Here is a 16,505-nt window from a genome sequence, read left to right on the forward strand (position 1 = left end):
AGGGGGGCAACGACAGTCGCGCCCCCTGAGGACGTCGGACACCCCCCCCACCCCCCCCCCCCCCCCCCCCCCCCCCCCCCCCCCCCCCCCCCCCCCCCCCCCCCCCCCCCCCCCCCCCCCGGCGCCATATCCGAACCACTCCACGGAGGCCTTGCGGTGAACGAACTGCCGCAGCAGCTGGCCAATGGACTCATCCTCGGCGCGATGTACGGTCTCATCGCGATCGGCTACACGATGGTCTACGGCATCGTCCAGCTCATCAACTTCGCCCATGGCGAGATATTCATGATCGGGGGCTTCGGGGCCTTCACCGTCTTCCTCTGGATGCCCGACGGCACGTCCCTGCTGGCGATCATCCCCCTGATGCTCGTTTTCGGCGTCATCTGCTCCGTCGTCGTGGGTGTCGCAGCGGAACGATTCGCCTACCGGCCACTGCGCGGGGCACCTCGCCTGGCTCCGCTGATCACCGCGATCGGCCTCTCCCTCTTCCTGCAGCAGGCCGTCTGGTACGCGTACCCGGACGCCAAGAAGGACATCACCTTCCCGCAGTTCTCGGGTGAGTCCCTGAGCCTCCTCGGTGCGAACATCAACCGCAACGACCTCTTCATCCTCATCGCCGCACCGCTGTGCATGGTCACCCTCGGCTGGTTCGTCAACAAGACGCGCTCCGGCCGCGGTATGCAGGCCACCGCGCAGGACCCCGACACCGCCAAGCTCATGGGCATCAACACCGACCGCATCATCGTCATGGCCTTCGCCATCGGTGCCGCGTTCGCCGCCGTCGCCGCCATCGGGTACGCCCTGCACTTCGGCCAGATCGGCTTCAAGATGGGCTTCCTGATGGGCCTCAAGGCCTTCACGGCAGCCGTGCTCGGCGGAATCGGCAACATCTACGGCGCCATGCTCGGCGGCATCGTCCTCGGTCTCGCGGAGGCCCTCTCCACCGGCTACATCGACCAGATCCCCGGTATGGAGCAGTTCGGCGCCCAGTCCTGGGCCAACGTGTGGGCCTTCATCCTGCTGATCCTGTTCCTGCTGTTCAGACCACAGGGCCTGCTCGGCGAACGCGTCGCGGACAGGGCGTGATACCGATGACGACCGAACTCACCTCGACCCCGCGCGGCTCGATCATTCCGCTGTCACCCGCCGCAGCCCGGCTCGGCACGCTCGTCGGCTCCGCCGCGGTCTTTGCCGGCACGATGATGCCCTGGACCTGGACCAGCGCATACCCCGGCGACCTGACCGTCTACGGTTACCCCGCCGAACTCCAGGTCGTCAGCCTCGCCGGCGCGCTGCTCACCGCTCTGTTCGCCGTGGCCGGCCTTGGCATCCGGGGCCTGCGGTGGCTCACCCCGGGCGGCAAGAGCAGCCCCGTCCTCCTCCTCGCCCTCGGCACACTCGCCACCGTCGGCTTCGCCATGGGCTCCATCTCCACGGAGCTCGGCGGCATCGTCAACCTCGAACCCGGAGCCTGGATTTCCGGTGTCGGCTCCCTGATCGCCGTCATCGGCGCGCTCGGGCTGCCCACCGAAGTGGCCGAGGAAAGGCCCGACGCCACCATCTGGCACCGGCTGCGCGCCGCCACCAAGGCACCCGAGCCCAAGCGGGCCACCAAGGAACTCCCCGCCTGGCTCGAGATTCTCGTGATCGCCGCCGCGTTCGCCATCGGCCTGTATGTCTTCGCGTACGGCATCGCCGCCGAGGCCGAGCTGTTCATCGGCACCCTGATCACCGTGTGCTTCGGCGCCGCGGCCGTCTCCCGGGCCGGGCTCCTCGCCCGCGTGAACCGCCTTACCGCGAAGCACCGGAACATCACCCTGACCGCGGCCCTCGTCGCCGCCGTCTGCTTCCCGTTCACCCAGACCGACGACACCTACGCCCTCATCGGCACCAACATCCTGATCTTCACGACCGTCGCGCTCGGTCTGAACATCGTCGTCGGTCTCGCCGGACTGCTCGACCTCGGATACGTCGCCTTCCTCGGCGTCGGCGCCTACGCCGCCGCCCTCGTCTCCGGCTCCCCGCAGTCCAGCATCGGCGTCCACTTCCCGTTCTGGGCCGCCGTTCTCACCGGCGCCATCGCCTCACTGGTCTTCGGCGTGGTCATCGGCGCTCCGACCCTGCGGCTGCGCGGTGACTACCTCGCCATCGTCACCCTCGGGTTCGGCGAGATCTTCCGCATCACCATGAACAACCTGAACGGGAACACCGGGCCGGACGTCACCAACGGAGCCAACGGCATCCCGAACATCCCCAACCTGGAGATGTTCGGATTCAACTTCGGCGAAAGCCACGACATCCTCGGCTTCACCCTCGGCCGGCCCAGCAACTACTTCCTGCTGATGCTGATCGTCCTCGCCGTGGTCGTCCTCGTGTTCCGCCGCTCCGGCGACTCCCGCATCGGACGCGCCTGGGTCGCCATCCGCGAAGACGAAACGGCCGCCACCGCCATGGGCATCAACGGCTTCCGGGTCAAGCTGATCGCCTTCGCCCTCGGCGCCACGCTCGCCGGCCTCGCCGGCACCGTCCAGGCCCACGTGCAGTACAGCATCACGCCCGAGCAGTACCAGTTCGCCAACTCGGTCCCGCCGAACTCCGCGTTCCTGCTCGCCGCGGTCATCCTCGGTGGCATGGGCACCATCAGCGGACCCCTCATCGGCGCCGCACTGCTCTATCTCATCCCCGAGAAGCTCCAGTTCCTCGGAGAACTGCAGCTCCTCCTCTTCGGTCTCGCCCTCGTCCTCCTGATGCGCTTCCGCCCCGAAGGCCTCGTCGCCAACAAGCGGGCCCAGCTGGAGTACCACGAGACCGACCAACTCGACGTACCCGAACAACGGCTGCCCGGCGACACCGTCAGCGTCACCAAGGCGGGGGCGTGAACACCATGACCACCACAACCACCACGACCGTCCTCGAGGCGAGCGACGTCACCATGCGGTTCGGCGGCCTCACCGCCGTTCGCTCCGTGTCACTCACCGTCAACAGTGGCGAGATCGTCGGCCTCATCGGCCCCAACGGCGCCGGCAAGACGACCTTCTTCAACTGCCTGACGGGCCTGTACGTCCCCACCGAGGGCAAGGTCAGCTACAAGGGCACCGTCCTGCCGCCCAGGCCCCACCTCGTCACCCAGGCGGGCATCGCCCGTACCTTCCAGAACATCCGGCTCTTCGCCAACATGACGGTCCTGGAGAACGTCCTCGTAGGACGGCATACCCGGACCAAGGAAGGCCTCTGGTCGGCCCTGCTGCGCGGCCCGGGCTTCAAGAAGGCCGAAGCCGCCTCGCACGAACGCGCCATGGAGCTCCTGGAGTTCATCGGTCTCGCCCACAAGGCGGATCACCTGGCGCGCAACCTGCCCTACGGCGAGCAGCGCAAGCTCGAGATCGCGCGGGCCCTCGCCTCCGAGCCCGGCCTGCTCCTCCTCGATGAGCCCACGGCCGGTATGAACCCACAGGAGACCCGCGCGGCCGAAGAGCTCATCTTCGCCATCCGCGACCAGGGCACCGCGGTCCTCGTGATCGAGCACGACATGCGGTTCATCTTCAACCTCTGCGACCGCGTCGCCTGTCTCGTCCAGGGGGAGAAGCTGGTCGAGGGCACACCCGATGTGGTCCAAAGCGACGAGCGCGTCGTCGCCGCCTACCTCGGTACGCCTTTCGAAGGCGCCCCCGGAGCCGAGGAGCTCGCCGAGGTCGAGGCCGCGGAGGCAGCAGCACCCAGCACCGACTCCCGCACGGAGGACGTCCAGTGACCGCACTGCTCGAGGTCGAGGACCTCAAGGTCGCCTACGGCAAGATCGAGGCCGTCAAGGGCATCTCCTTCAGTGTCGAGGCCGGCCAGGTCGTCACCCTGATCGGCACCAACGGTGCGGGCAAGACCACCACGCTGCGCACCCTCTCCGGACTGCTCAAGCCTCTCTCCGGGAAGATCGTCTTCGACGGGAAGCCGCTCGGCAACGTCCCCGCCCACAAGATCGTCGCCCTGGGCATGGCCCACTCCCCCGAAGGCCGGCACATCTTCCCGCGCCTGACCATCGAGGAGAACCTGCAGCTCGGCGCCTTCCTGCGGGACGACAAGGACGGCATCCAGAAGGACATCCAGCGCGCCTACGACCTCTTCCCCATCCTCGGGGAACGCCGCAAGCAGGCCGCGGGCACCCTCTCCGGCGGAGAGCAGCAGATGCTCGCCATGGGCAGGGCGTTGATGTCCCAGCCCAAGCTGCTCATGCTCGACGAGCCCTCCATGGGTCTCTCGCCGATCATGATGCAGAAGATCATGGCGACCATCTCCGAGCTGAAGTCCCAGGGCACCACCATCCTGCTCGTCGAGCAGAACGCCCAGGCGGCCCTCTCCCTGGCGGACCACGGCCACGTCATGGAGGTCGGCAACATCGTCCTCTCCGGCAGCGGACAGGACCTCCTCCACGACGAGTCGGTCCGCAAGGCCTACCTCGGCGAGGACTGAGGCACACGAGGAGGCCCGCGTCCCCCGCACGGTGCGGGGAACGCGGGCCTCCTCGCGCCGGCCGGCTCTCGGTCCTGTCGTCACATTCCCGGCGTCCGCCCGAAGGGCGGGCCGTGCGGAGACAGGTGCGTGCTCTGGGGGTCCCCCGGCCGAAGGCTGGGGGGAGACGGCAGACGGGAAGGTGACGACAGGGCCTAGCCCTTCGACGCCTTCTTCTCCTCGGCGTCGTCGATGACCGCCTGGGCCACCTGCTGCATCGACATCCGCCGGTCCATCGACGTCTTCTGGATCCACCGGAACGCCGCCGGCTCCGTCAGCCCGTACTGCGTCTGCAGCACCGACTTGGCGCGGTCCACCAGCTTCCGCGTCTCCAGCCGCAGGCTCAGATCCGCGACCTCGCGCTCCAGCTCCTTGAGCTCCGTGAACCGCGACACCGCCATCTCGATCGCCGGCACCACGTCACTCTTGCTGAACGGCTTCACCAGGTACGCCATCGCTCCCGCGTCCCGTGCCCGCTCCACCAGGTCCCGCTGTGAGAACGCGGTCAGCATCAGCACCGGGGCGATGCTCTCCTCGGCGATCTTCTCCGCCGCGGAGATGCCGTCCAGCTTGGGCATCTTCACGTCGAGGATCACCAGGTCGGGCCGGTGCTCCCGGGCCAGCTCGACAGCCTGCTCGCCGTCCCCCGCCTCACCGACGACGGTGTAGCCCTCCTCCTCCAGCATCTCTTTGAGATCGAGCCGGATCAGGGCCTCGTCCTCGGCGATCACGACACGCGTCGTCATCGGAGGCACGTGCGACTTGTCGTCGTCGGGCACGTCTACAGGCTGGGGCGACTCGGGGGCGCTCACGTGGGCTCCTTGGTGCGGGGCAGACCGGTACTGCTGACAAGAGCGTACCCAGCTGCGGTAAGGTGGGGGCACGGCGGGTAACCGTCGACCTTCGTTTTGCAGGGCGCCCCGGTAGCCCAGCGGTAGAGGCAATGGTCTCAAACACCATCCAGCGTCGGTTCGAATCCGACCCGGGGTACTTTTCCTTTGTATCCAAGGTCACCATTTGACAGCGGATGTCCACCTTTTCGGTGAACATCCGCTTTTCTGTCGCGCGTCGGCGTGCCGTTCGCCGTGCTCGCACCGCGGTTCCCTACCTGGGGCTGTCGTCCTCACCGATGCGGTGGACCCGGACGAGGTTCGTCGAGCCGGGGACTCCCGGAGGTGAACCCGCCGTGATCACCACGGTGTCGCCCTTGGCGCAGCGGGCGTACCGCAGGAGCAGGTCGTCGACCTGGTCGACCATCGCGTCCGTGGTCTCCACATGAGGGCCGAGGAAGGTCTCCACGCCCCAGGTGAGGCTGAGTTGGGAGCGGGTGGCCGGATCGGGTGTGAAGGCGAGGACCGGAATCGGGGAGCGGTAGCGGGACAGCCGGCGGGCGGTGTCGCCGGACTGGGTGAAGGCGACCAGGAAGCGGGCGCCGAGGAAGTCCCCCATCTCGGCCGCCGCGCGGGCGACCGCGCCTCCCTGGGTGCGGGGCTTGTTGCGCTCGGTGAGGGGCGGGAGCCCCTTGGCGAGGATGTCCTCCTCGGCGGCTTCGACGATGCGCGCCATGGTACGGACGGTGTCGACGGCGTGCTTGCCGACGCTGGTCTCGCCGGAGAGCATGACGGCGTCGGTGCCGTCGATGACGGCGTTGGCGACGTCGGACGCCTCGGCACGGGTGGGGCGCGCGTTGTCGATCATCGAGTCGAGCATCTGGGTGGCGACGATGACCGGTTTGGCGTTGCGCTTGGCGAGTTTGACGGCGCGCTTCTGGACGATGGGCACCTGTTCGAGCGGCATCTCGACGCCGAGGTCCCCGCGGGCCACCATGATGCCGTCGAAGGCGGCGACGATGTCGTCGATGTTGTCGACCGCCTGGGGCTTCTCGATCTTGGCGATGACGGGGAGGCGGCGGCCTTCCTCGTCCATGATGCGGTGGACGTCCCGGATGTCGCGTCCGCTGCGCACGAAGGACAGGGCGATGACGTCGAAGCCGGTGCGCAGGGCCCAGCGGAGGTCGTCCTCGTCCTTCTTGGAGAGCGCGGGGACCGACACGGCGACGCCGGGGAGGTTGAGCCCCTTGTGGTCGGAGACCATGCCGCCCTCGATGACGGTGGTGCGGACCCGGGGGCCGTCGACGGCGGTGACTTCCAGGGTGACCTTGCCGTCGTCGACGAGGATGCGTTCGCCGGTGGTGACGTCGGTGGCGAGTCCGGCGTAGGTGGTGCCGCAGGTGTGGCGGCCGCCTTCGACGCCGTCCTCGACGGTGATGGTGAAGCTGTCGCCGCGTTCAAGGAGTACGGGACCTTCGGTGAAGCGGCCGAGGCGGATTTTCGGGCCTTGAAGGTCGGCGAGGAGGCCGACGCTGCGGCCGGTCTCGTCGGCGGCCTTTCGGACCCGCTGGTAGCGCTCCTCGTGCTCGGCGTGACCGCCGTGGCTGAGGTTGAATCGGGCCACGTCCATTCCGGCGTCGACCAGGGCTTTGATCTGGTCGTACGAGTCGGTGGCGGGGCCCAGGGTGCAGACGATTTTCGCTCGGCGCATGTTCCGACCCTAGGCCTTACCGGTCGGTAGCGATTTGGTTGCGGGTGACGACTGAACGGCCTGCCGCTGAAGGGTTATTGACAAGTGTTGAATTGTGCGCCGGGCCGCTCCGATGAGCATGCGGAGCCGGCCCCGGGGCCCGGGGCGGCCGCACGGGTGAAGCGGGTACGGCCGAGGAGGCCCGTCAGCCCCGTCGGCCGGGGGCGGAGGAGGGCAGGGGCGCGGGATCGTAGTACTCGGTGAACAACTGGCCCACCAACTCGCCGCGGCTGGAGACGCCGAGCTTGGGTGACCTCGAACTCGCGTTCCGACAACTCGTAGGCCTGTACGACGAGCGGTGTGACGTCGGAGACCGGGGCGCGTTCGATGATCACCGCGCAGACTCCCAGCCGCCCGTCGGCCCCCCGCAGGCAGGACGCGTGGCAGACCAGCCGGCGACCGGTGCGGGTGCGCATCCGGATCCGCGCGGTGTCGCCGCCGTCCTCCTGCGCGATCGCCCTGGCCCGCATGGCGGTGCCGTGCACCCACAGCGGTACGCGGATGCCGAGTGCGGTGAGCGAGGCGGGCCCTCCGGCATCTCCGGGTGGCCGCCCGGCTGGAGGCCGCGGAGGGGACGGCGGGTGCGGCTGTGCGGCCAGGGCATCCTCGACGTGACCCGGATCGCCGCCTCCGATCCCCGGATGTGGACCGAGATCCTCTCCGCCAACCCCGGGCCCGTGGCCGAGGTGCTCGCGGGGATGGCGGCCGATCTGGAGGAGACCGTCGAGTCGCTGCATCGAGGACGTGCTGCGCCGGGGCAACGCGGGCCGGGGACGGATGCCGGGCAAGCACGGGGAGGCGCCCGCCTCCTACGAGACGGTGGCCGTCCTCATCAGCGACCGGCCGGGCGAACTGGCGCGGATCCTCGCGGACACCGGACGCGCGGGCATCAACACCAAGGACGTGCGCATCGACCACGCGACCGGCCGCCAGGCGGGTCTGGTGCAGCTCATGGTGGCCCCGCCGCGGCCCCCCGCCCTGAGCGAGCTCCTCCGCGAACGCGGCTGGTCGCTTCGCCCCTGACGGCGCGTCCGCGGCGATGCTCACCGGATCGCAACCTGAGAGGGCTGTTCCGGTGGGCGTGTTCAGGTCAGAATCGTCGGGCGAATCTACGCGCGTTGTTCGTCGTGTGCGAGGAGAACCTGAGATGCCGTTGAACCGCCGGAAGTTTCTGAAGAGGTCCGCCGTGACGGGGGCGGGGGTGGCGCTGACGGGTACGGCGGCGGTTCCCGCGGCCGGGGCAGCCGAGGCGGGACGGGGGAGGAAGCGGATGAAGCGGTACGCGCTGACCGTGATGGGGACGACGGACCTGCACGGGCACGTCTTCAACTGGGACTACTTCAAGGACGCCGAGTACACGGACACCGCGGGCAACGCGCAGGGTCTGGCCCGGGTTTCGACGCTGGTGAACCAGGTCCGCGAGGAGAAGGGCCGCCGCAACACACTGCTCCTGGACGCGGGCGACACCATCCAGGGCACGCCGCTGACGTACTACTACGCCAAGGTGGACCCGATCACCGCCGAGGGCGGGCCGGTGCATCCGATGGCGCAGGCGATGAACGCCATCGGGTACGACGCCGTGGCGCTCGGCAACCACGAGTTCAACTACGGCATCGAGACGCTCCGCACGTTCGAGGAGCAGTGCGACTTCCCGCTGCTGGGGGCGAACGCGCTGGACGCGAAGACGCTGAAGCCGGCGTTCCCGCCGTACTTCATCAAGAAGTTCCCCGTGAAGGGCGCTCCCCCGGTGAAGGTGGCGGTGCTGGGGCTGACGAACCCGGGCATCGCGATCTGGGACAAGGCCTATGTGCAGGGGAAGCTGACGTTCCCGGGCCTGGAGGAGCAGGCGGCCAAGTGGGTACCGAAGCTGCGGTCGATGGGCGCGGACGTCGTGGTGGTGTCGGCGCACTCGGGGTCGTCGGGGACGTCGTCGTACGGTGACCAGCTGCCGTACGTGGAGAACGCGGCGGCGAACGTGGCGCGGCAGGTGCCGGGGATCGACGCGATCCTGGTCGGGCACGCGCACCAGGAGATCGCCGAACTGCGGGTGACCAATGAGGAGACGGGCCGGGAGGTCGTGCTGTCGGAGCCGCTGTGCTACGCGGAGCGGCTGTCGCTGTTCGACTTCGAGCTGGTCTTCGAGCGGGGCCGCTGGCGGGTGGAGTCGGTGAAGGCGTCGCTGCGGAACGCGGCGACGGTGGCGGACGACCCGCGGATCACCCGGCTGCTCGGCGACGAGCACGCGCAGGTCGTGGAGTACGTCAACCAGGTGGTGGGGTCGGCGACCGAGACGCTCACGACGGTGGAGGCGCGGTACAAGGACGCGCCGATCATCGATCTGATCAGCAAGGTGCAGGAGGACGTGGTCCGGGCGGCGCTGGCGGGCACGGAGTACGCCTCGCTTCCGGTGCTGTCGCAGGCGTCGCCGTTCTCGCGGACGTCGGAGATCCCGGCGGGCGAGGTGACGATCCGGGATCTGTCGAGCCTGTACGTGTACGACAACACGCTCGTGGCGAAGCTGATGACGGGCGCGCAGGTCAGGACGTACCTGGAGTACTCGGCGGAGTACTTCGCGCAGACAGCGGCCGGTGCGCCGGTGGACGTGGACCGGCTGACGAACGCGAACGACCGCCCGGACTACAACTACGACTATGTGTCGGGCCTGCGGTACGAGATCGACATCGCGCAGCCGGCCGGCTCCCGGATCAGGAACGTCACGTTCGAGGGTGCGGCGCTGGACGACGGACAGCAGTTCGTCTTCGCGGTGAACAACTACCGGGCCAACGGTGGCGGCGCGTTCCCGCACGTGGCGTCGGCGAAGGAACTGTGGTCGGAGTCCACGGAGATCCGGACGCGGATCGCGGAGTGGGTCACGGAGAAGGCCGTGCTGGACCCGAAGGACTTCGCGTCGGTGGACTGGAAACTGACGCGGGACGGCACGCCGGTGTTCTGACCGTCCTCCTCCGCTACGGGTGACGTGGGGTCCCGTCCGCCAGGGCGCCGAGCCGTGTGCTCCGCCGGGCGGGCGGGACCTCCGGCGTCGGCGGGCGGAGACCGAAGGTGGTGAAGGCCGTGCGGGCGGGCAGGGCATAGACGCCGCGGCCGGTGAGGTGGTTGAGGATCGTGGCGCTGCGCCAGGCGGCGAGTCCCAGGTCGGGTGTGCCGACGCCGTGGGTGTGGAGTTCGGCGTTCTGGACGTAGACGCTGCCGGTGACGGCGCGGTCGAGGACCAGGCGGAAGTGTGCGTCGATGCGGGGCCGGCCGGCGCGGTCGCGGCGCAGGTGGGGTTCTAGGGGGGCGAGGAGCCGGTCCAGGGGGCGTGCGCGGTGACCGGTGGCGAGGACCACGGCATCGGTGGTGAGCCGGGTACGGGTGCGCTGCCGGGTGTGCTCGAGGCCGAGTTCGATGCCCGCCCGGCCGGTGCGGCGCGCGGTGCGGACGTCGACGGCGGGAGTGAGGACGGTGTCGGGCCAGCCGCCTTCGAGGGTGCGCCGGTAGAGCTCGTCGTGGATGGCGGCGAGGGTGGCGGCGTCGATGCCTTTGTGCAGCTGCCACTGCGCGGGGACGAGCCGGTCCCGGACGGGTTCGGGGAGGGCGTGGAAGTAGCGGGTGTGGTCGGGCGTGAAGTGTTCGAGGCCGAGTTTGGAGTACTCCATGGGGGCGAACGCCTCGGTGCGGCCGATCCAGTGGAGCCGTTCCCGTCCGGCGGGCCGGTGGCGCAGCAGGTCGAGGTAGATCTCCGCGCCGGACTGTCCGGTGCCGATGACCGTGATGTGGCCCGCGGCGAGGAGCGTCGCACGGTGGGAGAGGTAGTCGTCGGAGTGGACGACGGGCGGTCCGGGGACGCCGGCGAGCGGGCGGAACGGCTCGGGTGTGAAGGGCTCGGTGCCGACGCCGAGCACGATGTTGCGTGCGTCGACGCGGCCAGCCACCACGCCCCCGCCGTCGGGAGCCGGCCGGATGAAGTCCGCCTCGAACAGAGCGCGTTCGGGGTTCCAGCGGACGGTGTCGACATGGTGGCCGAAGTGGAGTGCCGGGAGGTGGTCGGCGACCCAGCGGCAGTAGGCGTCGTACTCGGTGCGGCGGATGTGGAAGTGCTCGGCGAAGTAGAAGGGGTAGAGCCGTTCGCGGGCCCGGAGGTGGTTGAGGAAGGTCCAGGGGCTGGTGGGGTCGGCGAGTGTCACGAGGTCGGCGAGGAAGGGCACCTGGAGGGTGGCGTCGTCGAGGAGCAGGCCGGGGTGCCAGGTGAAGTGGGGGCGCCGGTCGTAGAAGGCGGTGCGGAGCGCGGGGAGGGGGTGGGCGAGGGCGGCCAGGGAGAGGTTGAAGGGGCCGATGCCGATGCCGACGAGGTCGTGGACGGTCGCGTGGGGCGTGGTCATCGGGGTCCTTCCGCGTGGGCCTGGTGGACGAGGGTGAGGAGGCCGGTCAGGTCGTCGGTGCGCACGGCGGGGTTGAGGAGGGTGGCCTTGAGCCACAGCCGGCCGTCGGCGCGGGCGCGGCCGAGGACGGCGCGGCCGGTGGTCAGGAGGTGCCGGCGCAGCGCCGCGACGCCGGTGTCGTCGGCGTCGGCGGGCCGGAAGAGGACGGTGCTGATGACGGGCCGGTCGTGGAGTTCGAGGCGCGGGTCGTCCCGGACCAGCCGGGCGAACTCCCGGGCGTGGGCGCAGACCTGGTCGACGAGGGCGCCGAGGCCGGCGCGGCCGAGGGTCCTGAGGGTGACGGCGATCTTGAGGACGTCGGGGCGCCGGGTGGTGCGCAGGGACCGGCCGAGGAGGTCGGGGAGTCCGGCGTCGGTGTCGTCGTCGGCGTTGAGGTAGTCGGCGTGGTGCCCGAGAACCGTGACGTCCCCGGGGTCGCGGACGGTCAGGAGGCCGGCCGGGACGGGCTGCCAGCCGAGTTTGTGCAGGTCGAGGGTGATGGTGTGGGCGGATTCGAGGCCGGCGAGCGCGGGCCGTTGGAGGTCGCTGAAGAGCAGGGCCCCGCCGTAGGCGGCGTCGATGTGCAGGCGGGCGCCGTGGGCGGCGCAGCGGGCGGCGATCTCGGGCAGCGGGTCGATGAGGCCGGCGTCGGTGGTGCCGGCGGTGGCGGCGACCAGGTGGGGGCCGGGCAGGTGGGTCAGGGCGTCGTCCAGGGCGGCGGGGTCGAGGGTGCCGGCGGGGGCGGGGATCTCGACGGGGTCGGGCAGGCCGAGCAGCCAGGCGGCGCGGGGCAGTGAGTGGTGGGCGCCGGCCGCGTGGACGAGCCGCACGGTGCCGCCGAGCAGTTCGCGCGCGAGGAGGAGGGCGAGCTGGTTGGCTTCGGTGCCGCCGGTGGTGACGAGGCTGTCGGTGTGGCCGGCCTCGCGGGCGAGAGCCTGGGTGACGAGGGCTTCCAGGGCGGAGGCGGCGGGGGCCTGGTCCCAGGAGTCGAGGGAGGGGTTGAGGACCGAGGCGGCAAGATCCGCGGCGGCCGCGACGGCGAGGGGCGGGCAGTGCAGGTGGGCGGCGCACCACGGGTGGGCGGGGTCGGCGGCGCCCTCGGCGAGGACCCGGACCAGGGTGCGCAGGGCGTCGGGGTCGCCCTGGTCGGGCAGGACCTCGCCGACCGCGTCCAGGACCGCCGCGGTGACGGTGGCGGGTCCCCCGGCGGGCAGCGGTCCGTTCCGCGCGCCGCTGCCGGTGTGCAGGGCGTCGAGGACGGTGTCGAGCAACGGCCGCAGGTGGAGGGGGCCTTGGGGGCCCGAGGCGAGGGGTGGCGGCGTGCTCATGGGGCCCTCCGGGGTGGTGCACGGGAGGGCTCCAGCTTGTACGGGGATGAGGTGCCGCGCCCGGAAAGCCCGGGGAACCGACCCAAAAGGGGGTACGTCCCGTTTGGCGAGGCGTGAGCGGGGACGCCCGCCGAGCCGGCCGGCGGCGCCCCGGGCGACTCTGGGGCCTGTCGTCACATTCCCGTCTGCCGTGCGACGCCATGCACGCTCCCCCGCCGCCCTGAAGGCGCGTCAGGTGCCCCCACTCGCCGCACCGGGCCCCGACCCGAGTACATCCGGACGAGGCTCAGGGCCCGGCACTCCCCCAGCCTTCGGCCGGGGGGCACCCAGAGCGCGCACCTGACGCCGCACGGCGCGCCCTTCGGCCGGACGACGGGAACGTGACGACAGGACCTAGGCCTGCCGAACGCGCAGGGCGCGGGCCAGATCGTCGAGATGGTCGACGAGCTTGCGGCGCAGGGCGGGGGTCGGATCGGCCTTGCGCAGACACTTCTCGCCGAGCTTGAGGTGCTCGGCGTCGACGGCGTGGGCGGGGAAGGCCCAGCGGCCGGCGGCCGCGGCGATGGCGGGTCCGCGGCGGGCGGCGAGGGCGACGGCGTCCTTGTAGTAGCGGGCCACGTAGGGGCGTACCAGCTCGGCCTGTTCGGGCTGCCAGAAGCCCTGGGCGGTGGCGGTGAACAGGTAGTTCGACAGGTCGTCGGCGCCGAACATGGCGTCCCAGGCGCGGGCCTTGGCCTCTTCGTCGGGCAGGGCGGCGCGGCAGCGGGCGGCGCCCTCCCGGCCGGCGGCACTCGGGTCGCGGCGGAGTTCCTCGGCGATCGCCTCCTCGTCGACGGCGCCGAGCACGGCGAGGCGGGCGAGGACGCGCCAGCGCAGCTCGGGGTCGAGTTCGGGGCCGCCGGGGACGGTGCCCTCGGCGAGCCAGGCGGCCAGGGCGTCCGGGTGGGCGGCGGTGTCGATGCGGTGCCGCACGGCGATCAGCCGCAGCCCGGGGTGGTCGCCGTCCTCGGTGCGCCGGATGAGGTCGCGGCACAGCTCGGTGAGGGTGGCCAGCGCGGCCGGCCGCCGGTCGGGGGTGAGATAGCGGTCGGCGATGTGGACGGAGGCGAAGGCGAGGACGCCCTGGACCAGGGCGAGGTCCGTCTCGTGCGGAAGGTGGGCGCGGGCGATGTCCAGGAAGTCCGCGGCGGGCAGGTCGCCGTCGCGGACGGCGTCCCGGAGGGCGTTCCACACCACGGCGCGGGTGAGGGGGTCGGGCAGCCCGGAGAGCCGGGTGCGCAGGGTGTCCAGGGACTCGGCGTCGAAGCGGATCTTGGCGTAGGTGAGGTCGCCGTCGTTGAGGACGACGAGGGCGGGGCGGGTGCCGCCGGGGCTGAAGGCGACGTTCCTGTCGGCGGGGATGTCCGCCTCGAGGCGGTCGCGCAGGACCAGCCCGCCGGCGTCGTGGAGGTCGTGGTCGTAGACGCCGATGGTGATGCGGTGCGGGCGCCTGCTGCCGGAGGAGACGAGCGTGCCGGCGTGCTTCATCCCGGGGCGGTCCTTGGCGGGGTCGGGTCCCCGCTGGATCCCGGGGTCCCCCAGGTGCGCGATGTCCAGGTGCCAGTAGGCGTTGTCGCCGTTGCCCGGTTCGGGGACGAGGGTGTCGACGCCGGTGGTGCGCAGCCACGCGTCGGCCCAGGCTTGGACGTCGCGTTCGGTGGCGGAGGCAAGGGAGTCGATGAAGTCGGCGAGGGTGGCGTTGGCGAACCGGTGCCGGGCGAAGTGGGTGTTGATGCCGGCCAGGAAGTCCTTCTCGCCGAGCCAGACGACGAGCTGCCGCAGGGCGGAGGCGCCCTTGGCGTAGGAGATGCCGTCGAAGTTCTGCAGGGCGGAGGCGGTGTCCTCGACGTTCTCGGGGGCCACGGGGTGGGTGGACGGCCGCTGGTCGGCGTCGTAGCCCCAGGGCTTGCGGGTGACGCCGAAGTCGGTCCAGGTGTCGGTGAAGCGGGTGGCCTCGGTGAGAGTCTGATAGCCCATGTACTCGGCGAAGGACTCGTTCAGCCAGATGTCGTCCCACCACTTGAGGGTGACGAGGTCGCCGAACCACATGTGGGCCATCTCGTGGGCGACGACCATGGCGCGGGTCTGGCGCTCGGTGTCGGTGACGGCGGAGCGGTAGACGAACTCGTCGCGGAAGGTGACGAGTCCGGGGTTCTCCATGGCGCCCGCGTTGAACTCGGGGACGAAGGCCTGGTCGTAGGAGTCGAAGGGGTAGGGCTCCTCGAACTTCTCGTGGTAGCGGTCGAAGCAGGCGCGGGTGATGTCGAGGAGTTCCTCGGCGTCGGCGTCGAGGTAAGGGGCCAGCGAGCGGCGGCAGTGGATGCCGAAGGGCAGGCCGCGGTGCTCGGTGCGCACGGAGTGCCAGGGGCCGGCGGCGACGGCCACGAGGTAGGTGGAGATCGGCGGGGTGGGAGCGGCCCGCCACACGCCCTTGCCGGTGTGCTCGGTGACGCCGTTGGCGAGGACGGTCCAGCCCTGGGGGGCGGTGAGGGACAGCTCGAAGACGGCCTTGAGGTCGGGCTGGTCGAAGGCGGCGAAGACGCGCTGGACGTCCTCCATGAACAGCTGCGTGTAGACGTAGGTCTCGCCGTCGGTGGGATCGGTGAAGCGGTGCATGCCCTCGCCGGTGCGGGAGTAGCGCATGGTCGCGTCGACGCGCAGCTCGTGTTCACCCGCGGTGAGGTTCTTCAGCGGCAGCCGGTTCCCGTCGAGGGTGTCGGGGTCCAGGGGCTGTCCGTCGAGGGTGACGGAGTGCAGTTCGGCGGGCTTGATCTCGACGAAGGTGTCCGCGTCCGCGCGGGCGCCGAACCTGATCAGGGTGCGGGAGTCGAACGTCTCGTCCCCGGTGGTCAGATCGAGCTCGACCGTGTAGCGGTGGACGTCGATGAGCTGTGCTCGGTTCTGCGCTTCGTCGCGCGTCAGTACGGACATGCAGGCCATGCTGCCTGATGCCGTTGCCGGGGCACAGAGGCGGATCGGGTACGCGGCCTATGTCCGGTCTCGTTCGAGCTCCCCGGACTGCGCCCCCGCGGGCCGGCCGGGCGCCACGTGCGCGTGCGGGTGGGGCAGGGCGGGATGCGCGGGGGTGGCGTTGCGTTCCTCGAGCCGGGCGCGCAGGGCGCGGACCTCGGCCTCCAGGGCGAGCCGGCGCTGGTGGGCGTCGTAGAGGTGGCGGATCTTGGTGCGCAGGGCCCACGGGTCGACGGGCTTGGTCACGAGGTCGGCCACGCCGAGGGCGTAGGCGGCGGCGCCCAGCTGCCTGTCACGGGCGAATCCGGTGAGCAGCACGACGGGGATGTGCTGGGTCTGTTCCAGGCGCCGCATGTAGCGCACGACGTCGAGGCCGCCGGTGCCGGGCATGTGCACGTCCAGGAGCAGCAGGCCCACGTTTCCCCGCAGCAGCTGTTTGAGCGCCTCGTCGCCGCTGGTGGCCCGGCCCAGCAGGTGCCCCAGCGGGGACAGGGCGCTCTCCAGGGCGTACAGGGTGTCCTCGTGGTCGTCGACGATGAGGATCCGGGCGTTGGGCGGCATGCGCACATCCCTCCTCGTGAGCGACCCGGACGGCGGTCCGGACGCTGACGGGCGGTGCTCGTCTGCTGACAAGGAGTGCACAGCGCAGCATGCCCCGCCCGGGCCG

At 70.7% G+C, this 16,505-nt stretch carries 11 protein-coding genes, 1 tRNA gene and 1 pseudogene; 7 read left to right on the forward strand and 6 right to left on the reverse strand.

The features are described from left to right. Positions 1 to 156 precede the first annotated feature (156 nt). The 4 genes from ACZ44S_RS26540 to ACZ44S_RS26555 are packed head-to-tail and all read left to right on the forward strand — an operon-like array spanning position 157 to position 4,464. Entirely contained in the window at positions 157 to 1,086 is a 930-nt protein-coding gene (locus ACZ44S_RS26540; protein WP_466933214.1) for a branched-chain amino acid ABC transporter permease, read from the forward strand. Positions 1,087 to 1,091: 5 nt separating this feature from the next. Next, complete coding sequence (locus ACZ44S_RS26545; RefSeq protein ID WP_466933216.1) at positions 1,092 to 2,879, forward strand: branched-chain amino acid ABC transporter permease; 1,788 nt, start codon at positions 1,092 to 1,094, stop codon at positions 2,877 to 2,879. Next, a complete protein-coding gene (locus tag ACZ44S_RS26550) occupies positions 2,876 to 3,751 on the forward strand; it encodes an ABC transporter ATP-binding protein (protein WP_466933219.1) in 876 nt (291 codons plus the stop codon). The genes ACZ44S_RS26545 and ACZ44S_RS26550 overlap by 4 nt, the downstream gene beginning before the upstream one ends. Then, the gene (locus tag ACZ44S_RS26555; RefSeq protein WP_466933221.1) at positions 3,748 to 4,464 is read left to right on the forward strand and encodes an ABC transporter ATP-binding protein; all 717 of its coding nucleotides are present in this window, start codon (positions 3,748 to 3,750) and stop codon (positions 4,462 to 4,464) included. Before ACZ44S_RS26550 ends, ACZ44S_RS26555 begins: the two co-directional genes overlap by 4 nt. 194 nt (positions 4,465 to 4,658) lie before the next feature. Here ACZ44S_RS26555 and ACZ44S_RS26560 read toward each other — a convergent pair whose 3' ends face one another. Then, the gene (locus tag ACZ44S_RS26560) at positions 4,659 to 5,315 is read right to left on the reverse strand and encodes an ANTAR domain-containing response regulator (protein ID WP_125507220.1); all 657 of its coding nucleotides are present in this window, start codon (positions 5,313 to 5,315) and stop codon (positions 4,659 to 4,661) included. Positions 5,316 to 5,420: 105 nt separating this feature from the next. Between ACZ44S_RS26560 and ACZ44S_RS26565 the strand changes: the two genes are divergently transcribed. Beyond that, positions 5,421 to 5,493: transfer RNA gene (locus tag ACZ44S_RS26565), tRNA-Leu, on the forward strand. A gap of 114 nt (positions 5,494 to 5,607) precedes the next feature. Here ACZ44S_RS26565 and pyk read toward each other — a convergent pair. Beyond that, positions 5,608 to 7,044: a pyruvate kinase gene (pyk, locus tag ACZ44S_RS26570; protein WP_466933223.1), complete on the reverse strand. Its 1,437-nt coding sequence runs from the start codon at positions 7,042 to 7,044 to the stop codon at positions 5,608 to 5,610. A 583-nt stretch (positions 7,045 to 7,627) separates the two neighbouring features. Here pyk and ACZ44S_RS26575 point away from each other — a divergent pair. Both ACZ44S_RS26575 and ACZ44S_RS26580 read left to right on the forward strand, forming a co-directional pair. Next, positions 7,628 to 8,106, forward strand: a pseudogene (locus ACZ44S_RS26575) (prephenate dehydrogenase dimerization domain-containing protein); the annotation flags it as partial. Positions 8,107 to 8,230: 124 nt separating this feature from the next. Continuing rightward, positions 8,231 to 10,036, forward strand: a complete 1,806-nt coding sequence (locus ACZ44S_RS26580; RefSeq protein WP_466933225.1) for a bifunctional metallophosphatase/5'-nucleotidase — start codon at positions 8,231 to 8,233, stop codon at positions 10,034 to 10,036. A 13-nt stretch (positions 10,037 to 10,049) separates the two neighbouring features. Here the strand turns inward: ACZ44S_RS26580 and ACZ44S_RS26585 are convergent, their stop codons facing one another. The 4 genes from ACZ44S_RS26585 to ACZ44S_RS26600 form a co-directional block, all read right to left on the reverse strand. Beyond that, positions 10,050 to 11,462, reverse strand: coding sequence for a lysine N(6)-hydroxylase/L-ornithine N(5)-oxygenase family protein (locus ACZ44S_RS26585; RefSeq protein ID WP_466933227.1), 1,413 nt, complete (start codon positions 11,460 to 11,462; stop codon positions 10,050 to 10,052). Next, entirely contained in the window at positions 11,459 to 12,829 is a 1,371-nt protein-coding gene (locus ACZ44S_RS26590; RefSeq protein WP_466933229.1) for a pyridoxal phosphate-dependent decarboxylase family protein, read from the reverse strand. The genes ACZ44S_RS26585 and ACZ44S_RS26590 overlap by 4 nt, the downstream gene beginning before the upstream one ends. A gap of 393 nt (positions 12,830 to 13,222) precedes the next feature. Continuing rightward, positions 13,223 to 15,808, reverse strand: coding sequence for an aminopeptidase N (pepN, locus tag ACZ44S_RS26595; RefSeq protein ID WP_466933231.1), 2,586 nt, complete (start codon positions 15,806 to 15,808; stop codon positions 13,223 to 13,225). A 48-nt stretch (positions 15,809 to 15,856) separates the two neighbouring features. After that, complete coding sequence (locus tag ACZ44S_RS26600; RefSeq protein ID WP_466933233.1) at positions 15,857 to 16,399, reverse strand: response regulator; 543 nt, start codon at positions 16,397 to 16,399, stop codon at positions 15,857 to 15,859. Positions 16,400 to 16,505: the final 106 nt, after the last annotated feature.

This window comes from Streptomyces malachitofuscus, from assembly GCF_055571035.1.